This window comes from Bradyrhizobium sp. PMVTL-01 (assembly GCF_051861855.1).
Taxonomy (GTDB): Bacteria; Pseudomonadota; Alphaproteobacteria; order Rhizobiales; family Xanthobacteraceae; genus Bradyrhizobium.
On the sequence record NZ_CP193983.1, the window covers coordinates 361,488 to 377,447 of the forward strand.

At 58.8% G+C, this 15,960-nt stretch carries 8 protein-coding genes and 4 pseudogenes; 5 read left to right on the plus strand and 7 right to left on the minus strand.

Annotated elements, in window-relative coordinates; all coding sequences use genetic code 11:
* Window positions 1-6 precede the first annotated feature (6 nt).
* Window positions 7-1,323: an epoxide hydrolase family protein gene (locus tag ACRQ5Q_RS42595; RefSeq protein ID WP_439400256.1), complete on the plus strand. Its 1,317-nt coding sequence runs from the start codon at window positions 7-9 to the stop codon at window positions 1,321-1,323.
* Between the two features lie 376 nt (window positions 1,324-1,699).
* Here the strand turns inward: ACRQ5Q_RS42595 and ACRQ5Q_RS42600 are convergent.
* The 4 genes and pseudogenes from ACRQ5Q_RS42600 to ACRQ5Q_RS42615 all read right to left on the minus strand — a co-directional run.
* Window positions 1,700-1,822, minus strand: a pseudogene (locus ACRQ5Q_RS42600) (IS91 family transposase); the annotation flags it as partial.
* A 641-nt stretch (window positions 1,823-2,463) separates the two neighbouring features.
* Entirely contained in the window at window positions 2,464-2,718 is a 255-nt protein-coding gene (locus ACRQ5Q_RS42605; RefSeq protein ID WP_439400257.1) for a hypothetical protein, read from the minus strand.
* A 486-nt stretch (window positions 2,719-3,204) separates the two neighbouring features.
* Window positions 3,205-3,393, minus strand: a pseudogene (locus ACRQ5Q_RS42610) (IS110 family transposase); the annotation flags it as partial.
* A gap of 740 nt (window positions 3,394-4,133) precedes the next feature.
* On the minus strand, window positions 4,134-4,772 hold the full coding sequence (locus ACRQ5Q_RS42615) for a hypothetical protein (protein ID WP_439400258.1): 639 nt from the start codon (window positions 4,770-4,772) through the stop codon (window positions 4,134-4,136).
* Window positions 4,773-4,970: 198 nt separating this feature from the next.
* On the opposite strand from ACRQ5Q_RS42615, the gene ACRQ5Q_RS42620 reads away from it, so the two are divergent.
* Entirely contained in the window at window positions 4,971-5,132 is a 162-nt protein-coding gene (locus tag ACRQ5Q_RS42620; protein WP_439400259.1) for a hypothetical protein, read from the plus strand.
* Window positions 5,133-5,348: 216 nt separating this feature from the next.
* Here ACRQ5Q_RS42620 and ACRQ5Q_RS42625 read toward each other — a convergent pair.
* Window positions 5,349-5,637, minus strand: a pseudogene (locus ACRQ5Q_RS42625) (hypothetical protein).
* Between the two features lie 237 nt (window positions 5,638-5,874).
* On the opposite strand from ACRQ5Q_RS42625, the gene ACRQ5Q_RS42630 reads away from it, so the two are divergent.
* Window positions 5,875-6,093, plus strand: a complete 219-nt coding sequence (locus tag ACRQ5Q_RS42630) for a DUF6894 family protein (RefSeq protein ID WP_439400260.1) — start codon at window positions 5,875-5,877, stop codon at window positions 6,091-6,093.
* Window positions 6,094-6,550: 457 nt separating this feature from the next.
* On the opposite strand, the gene ACRQ5Q_RS42635 is transcribed toward ACRQ5Q_RS42630, so the two are convergent.
* On the minus strand, window positions 6,551-7,318 hold the full coding sequence (locus ACRQ5Q_RS42635) for a YsnF/AvaK domain-containing protein (protein WP_439400261.1): 768 nt from the start codon (window positions 7,316-7,318) through the stop codon (window positions 6,551-6,553).
* Window positions 7,319-8,085: 767 nt separating this feature from the next.
* Window positions 8,086-9,149 (minus strand): annotated as a pseudogene (locus ACRQ5Q_RS42640) (IS110 family transposase).
* 386 nt (window positions 9,150-9,535) lie between these two features.
* Here ACRQ5Q_RS42640 and ACRQ5Q_RS42645 point away from each other — a divergent pair.
* Both ACRQ5Q_RS42645 and ACRQ5Q_RS42650 read left to right on the plus strand, forming a co-directional pair.
* A complete protein-coding gene (locus ACRQ5Q_RS42645; RefSeq protein WP_439400262.1) occupies window positions 9,536-9,889 on the plus strand; it encodes a hypothetical protein in 354 nt (117 codons plus the stop codon).
* A 358-nt stretch (window positions 9,890-10,247) separates the two neighbouring features.
* On the plus strand, window positions 10,248-15,803 hold the full coding sequence (locus ACRQ5Q_RS42650) for a GAF domain-containing protein (protein ID WP_439400263.1): 5,556 nt from the start codon (window positions 10,248-10,250) through the stop codon (window positions 15,801-15,803).
* Window positions 15,804-15,960 lie beyond the last annotated feature (157 nt).

The window sequence follows — 15,960 nt, forward strand, 5'->3', positions numbered from 1 at the left end:
ATAATCATGACCCATCTGTCGTCGCCGAACCGGCGCCAGCTTCTGAGCAACGCGGCCATCTGCATTGCCACGCTTAAGACCGCAGGCTCGTTTCCCGCCTCCGCTGCTGAGACACGGGCGAACGAAGCGATCCGTCCCTTCCGCATCAACATTCCCGATGCCGATCTCGTCGACCTCAAGCGGCGCCTGGCCGCGACGCGATGGCCTGAGAAGGAAACGGTCGCTGACGACACGCAGGGCGTGCCGCTGGCCATGCTGCAGGACCTCGTGCGCTACTGGGCCACCGACTACGACTGGCGCAAGGTCGAGGCCCGCCTCAACGCCCTGCCGCAGTTCACTACCGAAATCGACGGAATCGACATCCACTTCATTCACACGCGATCGAGACACGAGAACGCGCTGCCGATGATCGTCACCCATGGTTGGCCGGGGTCCGTCATCGAGCAGATGAAGATCATCGCTCCCCTCACCGATCCCACCGCCAACGGCGCCAGCGCAGACGACGCCTTCCATCTCGTAATTCCCTCGCTACCGGGTTACGGCTTCTCCGGCAAACCCACAACAACCGGCTGGGACCCCGTCCGCATCGCACGCGCCTGGATCGTGCTGATGAAGCGGCTCGGCTACGAAAAGTTTGTCGCGCAAGGCGGCGATTGGGGTTCGCCGGTATCGAACGAGATGGCCAAGCTCGGTGCGCCGGAATTGCTCGGCATCCATACCAACCTGCCGGCCGTCGTTCCGCCCGATATCTTCAAAGCTGTCGCATCCGGCGGTGACGCGCCGGCTGGCATGTCCGACGAGGAGCGGCACGCCTTCGGACAGCTCAAGATTCAGTTCGGCAAGCGTCGGGCCTATGCGCAGATCGCGGGAACGCGTCCGCAGACGCTCGCCGCGTTCGCGGATTCACCGGCGGGCCTCGCAGCCTGGCTGCTGGACCACGGCGACGGCTACGCGCAACCGGCTTCGGCGATGCAATCGGCCGTGCTTGGGCGTGCGGTCAACGGACATTCCGCGGGCGCGTTAACGCGCGACGACGTGCTCGATGACATTACGCTGTATTGGCTGACCAACACCGGGGTCTCCTCGTTGCGGATCTACTGGGAGAACAAGACCAACCTTTACCTGCCTGCAGGCGTTCAGATCCCGGCCGCGGTGACGGCGTTCCCCGGCGAAAGCTTCCTGGCGCCGAGAAGCTGGACGGAGAAGGCCTATCCCAAGCTGATCTACTTCCATCAGGCCGAGGCTGGCGGCCACTTCGCGGCCTGGGAGCAGCCGGAGATTTTCAGCCGCGAGGTGCGCGACGCGTTTCGATCGCTGCGGTAGGAATGCGAATCCATCACTGTTCCAACTTCACCTCTGCGTGACAAGATCGGAGCTGGTCGCGGGCGGCTGCGAGCGTCCTGCAAGATCGCGAAGTTGGGCCAGCAGCTCTGCTTTCAAATCCGGCAGGTTTCGGTTGCTGGTCTCTCCCGAAAACACCTTGGCCTGCTCGCGGCACAGGCGCCGATTGCCAGATTCTCCCGATCTAGGTCCATGCTTCAAACGCAGATATCGAGAAGTGTTCAGCAGAGGAATTCTTCAGGCCGCTTTGGGTCAATCGCGTGGATTTCTCCCGCGATGACTTCTGGTCAATCTCGACGGGCGGACGTGTGTCCATCGTGAGGTCTCAAACGGGCCAAGGCACAAAGTCGCTGCGCTCCAGCCCGCAGCGCGGGGGCAAGAGCCGAGGGAGCGGGGCGGCGATGGCGAGCGTTGTCTCGGCCGCCGCCTTCATCAGCAGGTCGTAGATCACGCGCTTGTTCTGGTACGCGCACTCCTCAATGCCACCCCACCCGCCGCCGACTCGCAAGAGCAGCTGGATAGGGCGACGGATGGCCACGCGTGCTGCCTTGCTCATGCCCTTGCTGCGGCGCCCGCATGATCGTGATCGAGGTGTTCGCGCACGGCTGTCAGCCGAGGTGGCGTCCTACGCCGGATAGGATCGACACCTCATGACCCAGGCCTCCCGTCGACCTCGCAGCTTCCCGCTCCGATGGCGCTGGCTCCACGCCGGCAGCGCCCGCTCTCGATCCAATCACGGTCATCAATACGGTGAGAGCCTGTTGATGCACTCCGAGCAGCCGCCGAGATGCCTATTGCATGCTCCCGACCTCGCCTGCGAACCTACCCGCAGATCTCATCCTGCCTGCGTCGCGTCCACCATCGAGGGCGGCGCCAGCATCAAATCCCCATAGCACCCGCTGCACAGCCGATGCCAAACTCCCGCGACTTCGTGCCTTGGCGCTTTTTGGACGCCGGCCAGTCGAGCGTACCGAGCCACCTTGTTGCCGGCGTCCAAAAACCTGCACACAAGCTGTCGTGGCTGATGCATTGTGTCCTCGCTCAGATCCGCCACTTAGTAGGCTTCGCACCCGCGCGCGTCGACACCTGCCCCATTAAGCTGCAGCCTCATGCCACCGCCGCTCAGTGGCAGACCTCCGTGTTGCCAGCCAACCATGCTTCGAGTCCCGACGCGTCGATCTGTTCGAAAGTTATTCCGTCCACTCCCGGCGCACCCGCGTTGGCGCGGGCCAGCTTGTAGGCATGGCTCAGAATGTCCTCGCGGCAGATCTTGTCGTACAGCACGTAGAAGCGGAAGGCAGGCTCCGCCTTCGCTTTGCAATAAAGCTCTCTCTGAAGGCTCCTGATCTTATCGGGCGTTTCAAGGCTCATCGCCAATCTACCCTTTCCCTCGCCATCTTCAAAAGCGCACCTGAAGTCAGGGTCCTTTCCTCCGCCGGAATTACCCGGTGCCATCGGCACCTTTGACCCTGTCCGACTCCCGTCCGGTCCATCGACTACTCAATGCTGAAGGCGCGACCTTCGACCAAGACGGGTCTCCCCCGATTACCCGTACTACCCTCCCAACGTGCCATGCCCATTACCCCGGTGAACCAGACAGGTGCGTGCGTCGATTGCTTCCCTGTCCGCACGGCCTTCCCCGCCATACGATCGGGTCGGCATTCACATCGTAACTTTCGAGGCGTGCTCAGGCTTCACTCACGTTACGGCCCGCTGGATTGATCGGCCGCCTAAAGCGACCTTTGTCACGAGGCTTCGATCCGTCCGATTGCTCGTCCAAACCGCTCGTCAGCTACCAGATTAATCGACAACTCTCTGGGTGGATCCTTCCTCCACTGGTAATACGCGCCGTCGGAGCGCACCGTAGGGCTTCACAGAGACCGGAGGCATCAATCGCACCGTATGCCCCAACGCCTGCAATTCACGGGACCAATGGTGCGATGATGCCCAAGCTTCGACGCCCACCAGGCATGGCGGCAACTTCTGAAACAACGCCAAGACTTGGCGGCGCCTCAACTGACGGCGTTCGACCACGTGGCCGGCTGCATCGATCGATGAAGCTTAGGTCGTGATCTATGTCAGCTACGGAACCAAATGATTGTTCAGCAGCGCTGACCAATCTCATCTCTTCGGAAAATTGAGCAGCCCGTTTTCATCACAGCTTTCGTGAGATCGTTCGGCAGCGCTGCCCTTCTTGCAGTCGATTTGCCCGACCGATCCTCTCGGCCTTATTGCTACTCGTGCCTCTGGCCTGACCACCACTGGCGATTTTCGTACGACTCTTCGATACCCTCGACCAAGGGGCACGCTCGAATTGTTCAGACGATGGGCCTAGCGGGGTTCTTTTGATCAAGACTGCTCGTTTTGTTGAAGAGCGAGGCTTGCTTGGCGCCCACCCTAGGATCCGTAGGCGGCTGCAAACTTCTAATCCAGACCGACAGGATAACCGACTCAAGTGGATCAACGGCAGACTCATCTGACGAACAGACCTTTTGCGCGACCGCGAGCCACGTTCTGACAAAGATGCGCGAGTGGTCGCGCACCGAACGTAACTCTCGCCATCCCCGGACAAGCATATTATGATCATTATTGCTCTGACGTGAGCCAGGCGAAAAGCGTACGCACGAGCTCTGCGGCTGAAAGCAACTCTAATCTTTAAATTCTCGCTCGTACTATTGTCCCAAAGGGCTGCTGCGGTAAAATGCGGCTCAATGTCCGGCGCAGGAGTACCAGTTCCAAGCGTTTTGACGACATGCAGATACTACTCTTAGCCAGATTTAGCAGGTCAATAGCTATTGATCCGCATTCGCGGTCGGCATGACCTTCGATCGCGCAGAGCAGCCGGTCTGCTTGTGTTGGCTCGTCTCTTCGTTCGTATCGACAAAAGGATTTCCCTCGAGGGCGGAGAGGCCCGCTAAATCATTAGGGTCTAGATACGTTATTTGTTGTGGAGCGGTGGTGACCATTTTGCCAATCGCGGAGATTGGGACTCCTTCCCTCGCCCAAAGCCTCGCTATCTTGATGGTCAAAAGTGTCGATCCAGCATCTTCAATGTCTCGATCGTTAGAAACAGAATGAACGCCAATCTTAGCGCCCGCTCGGAGATACCGCTTAGCAGCAGCAAAGAACACCACGGCGCAAACGGAATCGCACTTGGCCGAAACATAGACGGTGAGCTTCTTCCGCCGCGTAAGATCTGCAATACGAAGTCCTTCTTCGAGGATCCCTCCATCGGAACTTATTTCCAATCCGACGATCGGCTCTGTGCCCCGAAACTGGTACTTCAAGCGTGCGAAGTCGCCATTCAGAACATCCCCCTGCAGTCGCAAGACGACGCCTGCGCAGGTCCGAGTGCGTTCTATGTCGAAAGCGGTAGCGCTCCCGGACAATACGAGCCCTAATAGCAGAGCGATGCCGCGATAAACGAACACAGCGACTTTCCTGCGGACGACTATTGAGATGATAGCTTGTACAATGTGCCGCTCGGACATACGCGCCATTGATGTAGATCAATGGATGAGCATCCCTGCGGCATAGGGGCGACACGGCGGAGCTATTCAAGCATCTAGTGCGGTCATTCTCGCAACAGGGTATTAGCGACCACGCGGCCTGGGCCTACATGGAGAACCATGACCAGCCCACGTTGCGGATCTTCAGGGAGCGACCGTACACGCACGCTGCCGCTGACCCGTGGCGCCAAACTGCTGATGCTCCTGCAGGCTGCTCTTTCAGTTGTAACACTAACTGCAGTCGCCGGCAGCGCGATCGGCATTCTTGCTGCGGGAAAGTGATCCACAGCATCTCTCGGCTAGCCTCGGATCGTCCTCCAGCGTGGAGAGTCTGCTCGAGAATGGCCTTGCGACCAAAGCGCATTTCATCCTGGTTCAATTAATAGATCGCGGGGGAACGTGTTTGACGTCTATCGCAATGGGACGAGTGACTTGCTCGTTTTAGTCTAGAATTAGGCTCGCCGTGCGAGATGTTTGGCAGGCGCGATGTCTGTCTGGCTAAGCCGGAGATTTCGTCGCTTTAGACTTTTGGCGAAGGAAGCTGGCCTCCAATTCCTCGCCATTCACTCGGTCAAGCTGGCATCGGCGATAGGCGAGCCCGGTCGAGGAGAGCAGAAGAAAGAACTCCTTCAATGCCAGACCCTTCAACTTGAAGCGTAGCACCGACTTCCGACACATCTTTGAGGTTACACGCACGACGCCAAGTGCCATCGATTGCCATCATTTGCGCTGGCAAGCGATGCTCGAAGGTGACCCGTCGGCTTTCTTGTTGTTTGTCTTGATGCATGGGCAACTGAACCGTTGCCTCGCAAGGTAGTGAGAAGCGACTAAGAAGTCGTAACCACCTTCGGGAAGATTAGCGTCTGCCTCTTATTTCCGCGTCTTGCACAACATTTTTTCTGCCCCGTTAGGTTTATCCGGCGTTTCCTTGGGGCGACACCTCCACCGTGGGCGTCGCGCCATCCACCCGCGAGCCCCTGTCTGCCTCACGCTGGCGGGGGCTCTGCGCAGGGAGGCTCTCCCGATGCCCCTTTTTAACTACAGGCTCATCGAGGCGCACTTCGTCGCGGACTTCGGCACGCATGACCTGCCTGGCGGAACGGAAGCGCAAATAGAGGCTATCAAGCTTGCTCGGTCGCTGCGCGAGACTCGACCGGAATTGGTTGGCAGAGGCTATTCGATTGTCGTTCTCGATGATAAGGGCGTCACGTTTTGTAGCATTCCACTCGACGCGATGCTGTGATGTTGATTAGGCCCACCAGCGTCAACCGTCGGGAGTCTTGTAGTTCACCGCCTTACAAAGTGGCCTGTCCATCAACTGAGCTTGGTTTCCTCAAGACCGATTGCTGTAATATTGCCCATGGATGGCTCCCGTTACTGGTGATCTTCGACGACCACCATTATGGCACTCGATGCCGCGAGAGGGGGCCATCCACCCCATCAGTTGGCGGCCTCCTTCATTTCTTTGGTGGCTCAGGCTGGCGGCCTCTTTCATTCACAACGCGTGTCCGCTGGTGGCCCCATTCCTGTATTCCTGTCGTCACCAAGCCAAGGTTGGGTCGGCTTGCGGCCGTGGACCGGAAGCCAATCTCACTCCGTACCGGTGCCCGGATAGATGGCAGTATGGCTTCCGCCTCCTTCGGGAGCGAGCAACAGGACCTCGCTGCCCGAAGTGAGGGAGCGGAACCCGCCCGAAACACTCACCGCTTTTGAGTATTCACGTCCGCCTTTGTCTTCTTCACTGTGTCGCTGACACGGTCGATGTGCTCCGTAGCTTCCTTACGCACGACTAGTTCCTCGCCAGCCTTGACCGTCTTCTGCGCGACCGGCTCCTCGTGAACTTCGCGAACTTCCACCTCGCGCTCGCCTGGCATGGCTTGCGGGCTGCCGGTGGCAGGCCGCTTTTCGACGACGGTGCGCTCGTCGCGAAGCCGAACGTTTTTCTGAACGGGCTCCTCGACGACGTAAGTTCGAATCCGCTGGACGCGCTCCGTGGCGCGTTTGCCAACCTTCAGTTCCTCTTCCGGCAAAGGTATGACCTGCTCGCCCTGCGCTGCTCGGTTGGTCGGCGCCGCGGCGCCGCTCGCATCAGCATTTGAGCGACTCATCGTCCCGGAGCCGCCTGGGGCAGCCGCAGCTCGGGCATCCGCATCGTTCATTTCCAGCGGGTGGTACTTGTCCAAGATGATCTCGATCTCATCGAGCCTTGCAATCGAAGGCGAGTCCACCAGCACCGATAGCACCGCGCCTCCACCGGCCATCCGCTCATCATAGCTGCGTCGATCGTCTTCCGGCATCCCGCTTCCGAACAGCCAATCCCAGATACTCCCTCCATCCGCGGTCGTGTGCGCGCGGTCCTTGCTGTTCAGCCTCACGCGCTCAGCAGGAACTCCAGCGCTGACTATTTCGCTGTATGCTTGTTCGGCTTCTCCGCGTGATTTGTAGACTGCTACAACGTGGCCTTGCATGTATATGTCCTCCATTGATGTGCTCGACCAACGCGAGCCCCATGCGGTAGTTCTCGACGCGACAGAATTGTTTTTGACGGCGGGGTTGGAAGCCGCCCGTTACAGCTTGGGCGGGCGCTACAAAGGGAACTGGGGAGCGCTAAGTTCCTATTGACGGAACGAGAGCCTCGAACAGTCGCCAAGAAATTGAGATAGGGCTGCCTCTTTCACATCAGAGCCAATGTCGCTTGTTGTGGCCCATCGCTGCCGCATCCCACGACCAAGGATATGTCGGTTGTCAGGGGTAGACCGGCCCTAACTTAAACCGGCCCATATCGTCGCGATTGCCCGTGTATGGTCCGGCCGTGCGTAGCAAGAGGTTCGTCGATCGGGTGGTGAGTGGTCTTGCATCAATGTATCCGGCCTTTGATTGGAGCATTTTCTCCGGGCCACCATGGATATCAGCGCGCGTGCGTTCTTATTACCGTACAGGCTTCGATTGGGTCATTTCGGTCACCAGTGTTCGCATGCGCCGGGAAGACCGAACCTCCATCTCGTCTCATCCTCTCGCAGACCTCGGCTGGAACCGGTTGATGGGGTTACGTCATGGCTTGCTCCTCGTACCTCGTAGTTCCTTTGTTCGAGCCAGGGGCCGTTCCTTCGTCCCGGCCCGCAGGACGGCGTCGCGTCGCGCGCAGGGGCGGTCAACGCCGGCCGTGGCGCTTGGCTTGCGGCTGGCTCCGGCGTTGCCAGGCCGCGCCTTGACCGCGCCGAGCACGGCGCGAGGATCAAGCGGGTCGGACGCCTGCATCGTTGGTCCTTGTCAGTTCGAAGGCGCGCCCCTTCGCCAGCACCGCCCAGGCGATGCGGGCAAGCTTGTTGGCGAGCGCGATCGCCAGCACGTTGTGGTGCAATCGCCTCTTGGCGGCTTCGATCCAGGATCTGAGCCCGTAGCGTTCCCAGTTCTTTATCCTGACCAGCACAACCCATGCTGCCTGGACGAACAGAACGCGAAGGTGGCGATTGCCGCGCCTTGAGATTTTGCCGAGGATCGTGCGGTCTCCCGTCGAGATCTGCCTAGGCACCAGTCCGAGCCAGGCGCCGAAGTCACGGCCTTTGGAGAAGACGTCTCCAGTGGTGATCGCGGCCACCATGGCGCTCGAAATGATCGGCCCGATGCCGGGCACCGTCATCAGGCGCGAACCTGCCTGATCTTGACGGGCCAGGGCTTCGATCTCGCGGGATAGGCCATCGATGCGCTGATCCAGCCGACGCCAGTCGCCTGCCAACTCCTCGATGATACGCAACATGCGTGGCGACAGGGCATCGGTGCGCGTCGCAAGGATGGTGGGTAGTTCTGTGCGCAAAAAGCCGATCCCCTGGCGCACCGCGATCCCGCGTTCCAGCATGAAGGCGCGAATCTGGTTGATGATGCCGGTGCGTTGCGACACCAGCCGCTCGCGCACCCGATGCAGCGCCTGCAGATCCAGTTGCTCCGCGGTCTTGGTTGCTACGAACTTCATCGTCGGGCGCTGCACGGCTTCGGCAATCGCTTCGGCATCATTGATGTCCTTTTATCCCTTGCTATAGGGGCGGACATATTTGGCCGGCATCAACCTGGCATCGTGACCAAGCGATGTGAGTTTGCGGCTCAATGGTGTGCGCCGACGCAGGCTTCCATGCCGATCACGGCAAGGCGCCATATTGGCGCGCCGCGCTTCCACTTGGCCACGCGACCACTTTTGCCGTAGCACGATGGCGCCGCGTGCATCGTGGCCCATGACGTGAAACGAGTTTTTGCCGATATCTCGATGCCGATCACGGCGATCGCGGTACTGGGTGTCTTGGACATGGCGTGCTCCTTGTCTTGGCGCCCCTGGCCAGCTTGTCGCTGGCGGGGCAGGAGCACGGCCGGACCATCCCATTACCGGAAGTCCGAATGACCTCGTGATTGGCAAGGAAAAATCGCCGCGCGTTCATTCTTCCGGCATCCCGGCTCTTCGCAGGCCTAGACAGCCTTGTCAAAGCTCGCACGAACGCGTGGATCGACGGACGGAGGTGGTGCCAACGCCTTGAGCACCGCGTCGGCAAGGACCTCAGCGTGGCGGGCGAGAGCCGCTCGGTCGAAAGACGCTCTCGTTGCTCCTTCTCCTTTTCGCCTGCCGGTAGCGGGATTTTCGGTAATGGCGGCATGTGCAATTACTCTTCGTCCTCTATTACTTGGTTGAGGGATGACTCATGATCGTCGAACTGGTGACGTTCAAGACACCCAGTGGGTGGGACCGTACTCGTGTTCTTGAGGATGCAAAGCACACAATTCCGAAATGGGGGTCAAACCGCGATCTGTTGCGCAAGCATTTCGTCCTGGGGATCGGTGAAGATGAAGGTACCAGTGCCGGAGTCTATGTTTGGCCCTCGATCGATGCGGCGAAGAAGGCGCATGATGATAAATGGCGCGAAAGCGTCAAAGAGCGGACCGGTGGCTACCCAAACAGCCGTTATTTCGACCTCTTCCTGTTAATTGATAACGAACAGGGACGAGTTGTCGAATGGGCGGCCGATGGTTCGGCGCGACAGTTGGAGAAGGCATGAATAGCTTTGAGGTTCGCATACTCAATGCCTGCCCCGAGCATTGAGCTGCCCGCGCATGCGTCGGACCGTCGCGGGGACGTGCAGAGTAATACGGCAAAGCAAGGGGGCCGCGTCGGACCAACGCTAGCAAAGCCAGAAGATTCGTCTTCACGCCCCTTCCACTATCGAGGCTTACCCCGGTAAGATAGGGCAGGTTCGGCCTCCGGGGGCGGCTATGGCGAGGGATTCTCGAAGCGGCAGCAAACTGCGTACGACGAGAGTACGCAAAACCTCGCTCTCACCAGGGCAAAAGCCTGCACGGAAGCGCAGCTCCCGGTCCAATTCAAACAGGTCAAAACTCGAGATAGTTCGGAGCGAATTGCGCGAGGCCCGCGAGCAACAGGCTGCGACAACTGACATACTGAAGGTCATCGCCAGCTCGCCATCGGATGTGCAGCCGGTGTTCGACGCTATTGCGGCCCGAGCAAATCGTCTTGTCGGTGGTCTATCGACGGCGGTATTTAGCCTTGAGGGTGAGGTGCTACACCTCATGTCGTTCACATCCGTCAATGCCACGGGTGACTCGGCGCTGAAGGCTGTTGCTGACATGCCGCTAACGGCATATCCGGTGGCTGACGCGATCATCCGACACGAAGTATCGCAGATCGCGGACACGGAATGTGAGGGCATACCCGATTTTTTGCGCCATGTAGCCCGAGAACGCGGGTGGCGCAGCGCATTGACCGTGCCGATCGTCTACGAAAAGCAGCTAGCCGGCACCATCGCCGTTACCAGGGCCGAGCCGGGTCTATTCCATGATCATCACGTCCGGCTGCTGATAACTTTTGCCGAACAAGCTGCGATTGCAATCGAAAATGTGCGTCTGTTCAACGCGACAAAGGACGCGCTGGAACAGCAGCGCGCGATCGCCTCAATCTTGTCCGTCATCAATGCAGGTGGCGGCGACCTGAGCCCAATTTTTGAAAGCATTCTTGACCATGCCCACCGTCTGTGTGGTGCGCCATGCGGAAGTCTGCAGCTTTATCGTGATGGCCGCGTGCAGCCAGTCGCCATCCGAGGCATGACACCCGAGTTGGCGGCCTTTCTGCGCGCCGGCTATCCCATTACTGAGGGTATCCGGGAGAGCCTCATGGCTGACCGCCCGCTTCAAATACTGGATTTGGCCGAGGTCGTCCGCAGTCGTCCGGATGAACCGTCTCTGCGAGCCGCTGTGGAGCTCGGCGGTATCCACACCATGACGACGGTGCCGCTCGCGAAGGACGGCGTAACTTTTGGCCGCATCGTGGCAGCCCGCCAGGAGGTGCGCCGGTTCGAAGACAAGCAGATAGCGCTGCTCCAGTCCTTTGCCGCGCAGGCAGTGACCGCTATCGAAAACGCGCGGCTGTTTAACGAAGTTCAGGCAAAAACGCACGGACTCGAGGAGGCTCTTCGGCAGCAGACTGCAACAGCGGACGTACTCAAAGTAATCAGTCGCTCCACTTTAGATGTCCAGCCTGTTTTCGAAGTGATAGCGCAGAATGCGGTCAACCTTTGCGAGGCTGAAAGAGCTTTCATCTTCCGATACGATGGACAGATGCTGCACGCGGTGGCCCACTGTAATGCCGGCCCTGAGGTTCAGAGGTTTGTCTATCGGAACCCAATTACTCCGGGAAGACAAAGTATCTCGGCGCGAGCTGCACTCGAACGGCGTACCATCCATATAGCTGACGTTCAGGTCGACCGTGACTACACGTACGCTCTTAACGATGTGAGCCCGATACGAACACTCCTCGCTGTTCCCATGCTCAAGGGCAGCGAACTGGTGGGTGTGATCACGAGTTACAGACTGGAGATCAAGCCATTCTCGAACGCGCAGATCGAGCTAATGGAGGCGTTCGCAAGTCAAGCCGTGATCGCAATCGAGAACGCGAGATTGTTCGAAGCGGTTCAGACCAAAACGCAAGACCTCGAGGAGGCTCTCCAACATCAGACTAGCAGTGCCAATATTTTGAATGTCATAGCGTCTTCTCCCACGGACGTACGTCCCGTCATGGAAGCGATCGTGGAAAGCGCTTGCAGGGTTTGCGGTGCTTATGACTCGGTCGCCTTGTTGAAAGAGGGGGATGATTTGCTATTCACGGCGCATTACGGGCCCATCCCAATGCACAGCCGAAAGAGGTCGATAAATCCGAGGTGGACCGCCGGGCGTGCCTTCATCGAAAAAAGAGCGATCCACGTCCACGATTTGCAGGCCGAGCAGGACGAGTTTCCCGAAGGCATGGAAATGGCCAGGGAGATGGGCCATCGCACTATCGTGAGTGTGCCGTTGCTGCGTGAAGGCCAAAGTATTGGGGCGTTGGTTCTGCGTCGCTTGGAGGTCAATCCTTTTAGCGAGAAGCAAATCGCACTGCTGCAGACCTTTGCTGATCAGGCGGTCATCGCAATAGAGAACACGCGTCTGTTCAATGAGACGAAAGAGTCTCTGGAGCGGCAGACCGCGACAGCTGAAGTCCTGAAAGTAATCGCCAGCTCGCCCTCCGATGTGCAGCCGGTCTTCGATGCCATCGTGGGTAGCGCTGCCGAATTGTTCGATCCGTGCGCGGCGACGATCGTTACCCTCAGCGAGGGTCGGCTACATTGGGCTGCAACAGCAGCTTCAATTTCCGGATTTGATGTCGAGCAAGCTCGCACAATCTACCCGATTCCTTTCGACCCCCAGCAAATTCCTTCGGCGCGAGCCATTATCGAGCGTCGCATTGTCGAGATACCCGATGTTGATGCGCCGAATGTATCGGAAGTGACGCGGAGGGTGGCGGCTGCTGGCGGCTTTCGAGCCATGACCTTTGTGCCGCTGCTGGATGTCGATCAAGGCATCGGCACTATCGTCTTCACGAGTCCTGAAAGAGGCTTTCGTTTCGGCGAGCGGCAGCTTGCGCTCATCCAGACCTTCGCTGACCAAGCCGTTATCGCCATTCAAAACGCGCGGCATTTCAATACAACACGCGAGTCGCTTGAGCGTCAGACCGCGACGGCAGAAATCCTCAGAGTTATTGCATCGTCGCCGTCCGACGTGCAGCCTGTGTTTGATGCGATTGCTGCAAGCGCAAATCGCCTGCTTGGGGGGCTCTCGACCGCAGTGTTACGCTTCGTGGAAGGAGAGGTGCATCTTGCATCCTTTACCTCAATAAGCCACGAAGCCGACGCCGTCCTGAACTCTCACTTTCCCGCACCACTTACAGCGTTTGCTCCCTTCGAGGCCGCTGCGCGCGGGGAGCTGGTACAGATTGCGGATGCCGACGCGACGGAGAATGAAGAGGCGCGCCAAGTTGCACGTGCCAGGGGCTATCGAAGCTTCCTCCTGATTCCTCTGCTGAATGCCGGGCGCGCCGTCGGCGCAATCGGTGTCACCCGCGCCACGCCCGGCGCATTCTCGCCGCACCACATGCAATTGCTTCAGACTTTCGCCGATCAGGCTGTAATCGCGATCGAGAACGTCCGTTTATTCAATGAGACTAAGGAAGCGTTGGCGCATCAAACTGCGACCTCGGAGGTGCTGCAAGCGATCGGTAGCTCGATGGCTGATACAAAGCCTGTCTTCGAGCGGATACTCGACAGCGTGGAGCACCTTTTTGAGATCCTGCAATGCTCGATCATGCTAAACCCTGGCGACGGCCTCGTACATCTCGCGGCACGGCGCGGGGTGGGTACACAATTGTTGGACCAACTTTACCCGGTACCTCTAGCTCAAACCATGGCCGCAGAGATTCTCCGGACGCGCCACCAGACCTATTTCCCAGACGCGCGGTACGGCTCACAACTTATGCGACGTGTGGCTGAGACTGCCGGGGATTTTTCGATGGTGATGACGCCCATGGTGTGGGCTGGGACTAGCATCGGTGTGCTCAACGTATCGCGGGCTCCAAATGCGGTGTTCAGCGAAAAGGAGCTCGGCCTGCTGAAGACCTTCGCCGATCAGGCTGTCATCGCCATCAAGAACACACAGCTGTTCAATGAGACCCAGGAGGCATTACAGCAGCAAACCGCTACTGCCGAGGTGCTCAAGGTCATCGCCTCGTCGCCAACCGACGTTCAGCCAGTATTGCGTTCAATTGTGGAAAGCGCTTGCGAGCTGTGTGAGGCAATGGACGCCGTCGTGCTGCTCAGGGACGGGGATCACTTGCGCTTCAGCGCGCACCACGGGCCAATCCCCATCAACGTCGAAAGATGGCCGATCGGCCGCAATTGGGTGGCCGGCCGCGCCTTTGTAGACCAGGTAACAGTGCACGTTACCGATATCTTCTCGAAAGAAGCGGACGAATACAGCGCGAGCCGGGAATTGACTGAGCGAGCCGGCTCCATTCAGATCCACAGTGTCCTTGCCGTACCTCTGCTGCGTGAAGACGAAAGCATTGGCGCCATTCTGCTCCGGCGGCAGGAAAAACGTTCCTTCGAGGAAAAGCAGATCTCGTTGCTGCAGACTTTCGCTGACCAGGCGGTCATCGCCATCGGCAATGTTCGCCTCTTCGAGCAGGTCCAGCAGCGCACGCGCGAGCTGTCGGAGTCGCTTCAGCAGCAGGTTGCCACATCTGAGATTTTGCAAATCATCAGTTCGTCGCCGGGCGAGCTTGACCCCGTTTTCCAGAGTATCCTGGCGAACGCAACACGTCTCTGCGAGGCGGAATGTGGCGTGATGTGGCTCCGCGAAGGCGACGACTTCCGCAGTACAGCTATTCACGGGCCTCTGCCGCTCGCCTATGTCGAGCAGTGGAGGAGCGGTACCCCGGTCCATCCTGGGCCGCACAGCCCACTTGCCATTCTCGTGCAAAGCCGAAAGGCCGTACACGTTCCCGATATGCGTGAAGATCCCTCTTATCTGGAACGCCATTCCTTGCCAGTGGCGGCGGTCGAAGTAGCAGGCATCCGAACCTTGCTCCTCGTGCCCATGTCGAGGGAAACTGAGCTCGTCGGGGGTATCGCCATCTATCGCCAGGAGGTACGTCCATTCAGCGATAAGCAGGTCGCCCTGGTGGAGAACTTCGCCGCTCAGGCCGTCATCGCGATCGAGAACGCCCGTCTGCTTAACGAACTTCGACAGCGCACCGATGATCTCTCAAGATCCCTCGAGAACCTGCGCAACGCACAGGATCGTCTAGTGCAGACAGAAAAGATGGCATCCCTCGGTCAGCTCACCGCGGGGATCGCCCACGAGATCAAGAATCCGCTAAATTTCGTGAACAATTTCTCTCAGCTGTCCGTCGAACTCGTCGAGGAGATGACCGACCTATTCAAGACTCCCGCACTGGATGAGGCGGGCAGGCGAAAGGAGCTGGATGAGATCCGCGAACTCCTGAAAAGTAATCTCGAGAAGGTCGTGCAACACGGTAAACGCGCCGACTCCATCGTCAAGAACATGCTGCTGCACTCCCGCGAGGGGTCAACCGAGCGCCGGTCGACCGACATCAACAAGCTGGTGGAGGAGAGCCTCAGCCTGGCCTATCACGGCGCCCGCGCTGAAAAACCGGGCTTTACGATAACTCTCAAGCATGACCTAGACCCAGAGGCGGGAGCGCTCGATTTGTACCCGCAAGACATGACTCGGGCGCTTCTTAACCTGATTTCCAACGGCTTCTACGCAGCGACTCAGCGAAAGGCAGAAATGGTCCATGACGCCTTTGAGCCTATCCTTTGCGCGGCTACCAGAAATCTAGGCGACGTGGTCCAAATTCGTATTCGGGACAATGGAGCAGGTATACCGCCCGAGCTGAAGGAAAAGATCTTCAATCCCTTTTTCACCACCAAGCCAACCGGGGAAGGGACAGGGCTCGGTCTTTCCATGACGCACGACATCGTCGTAAAGCAACATGGTGGCCGGATTGATGTTGAGACTGAGCCCGCTGCGTTCGCTGAGTTCATCATCACCCTTCCGCGAGGCTAGGGCAACACAAAGGACGCCAAATCCTGATGACTGCTGTTGATGGCCCATCGGAGAAGCTACGATTGGCCCTGTTGAGGGCTGCTTCGCAAAGTCCAGCGGACGCGAATTGCTCGCGTTGAGCCTCTCTCAATCTTACTGTAGGTGAGAAGATGGGCAT

Bases quoted from the DNA above. Each gene is read 5' to 3' on its own strand.
- ACRQ5Q_RS42595 (WP_439400256.1), top strand. From the start codon at position 7: ATGACCCATCTGTCGTCGCCGAACCGGCGCCAGCTTCTGAGCAACGCG.
- ACRQ5Q_RS42620 (WP_439400259.1), top strand. From the start codon at position 4,971: ATGACCAGCCCACGTTGCGGATCTTCAGGGAGCGACCGTACACGCACG.
- ACRQ5Q_RS42630 (WP_439400260.1), top strand. From the start codon at position 5,875: ATGCCCCTTTTTAACTACAGGCTCATCGAGGCGCACTTCGTCGCGGAC.
- ACRQ5Q_RS42635 (WP_439400261.1), bottom strand. From the start codon at position 7,318: ATGCAAGGCCACGTTGTAGCAGTCTACAAATCACGCGGAGAAGCCGAA.
- ACRQ5Q_RS42645 (WP_439400262.1), top strand. From the start codon at position 9,536: ATGATCGTCGAACTGGTGACGTTCAAGACACCCAGTGGGTGGGACCGT.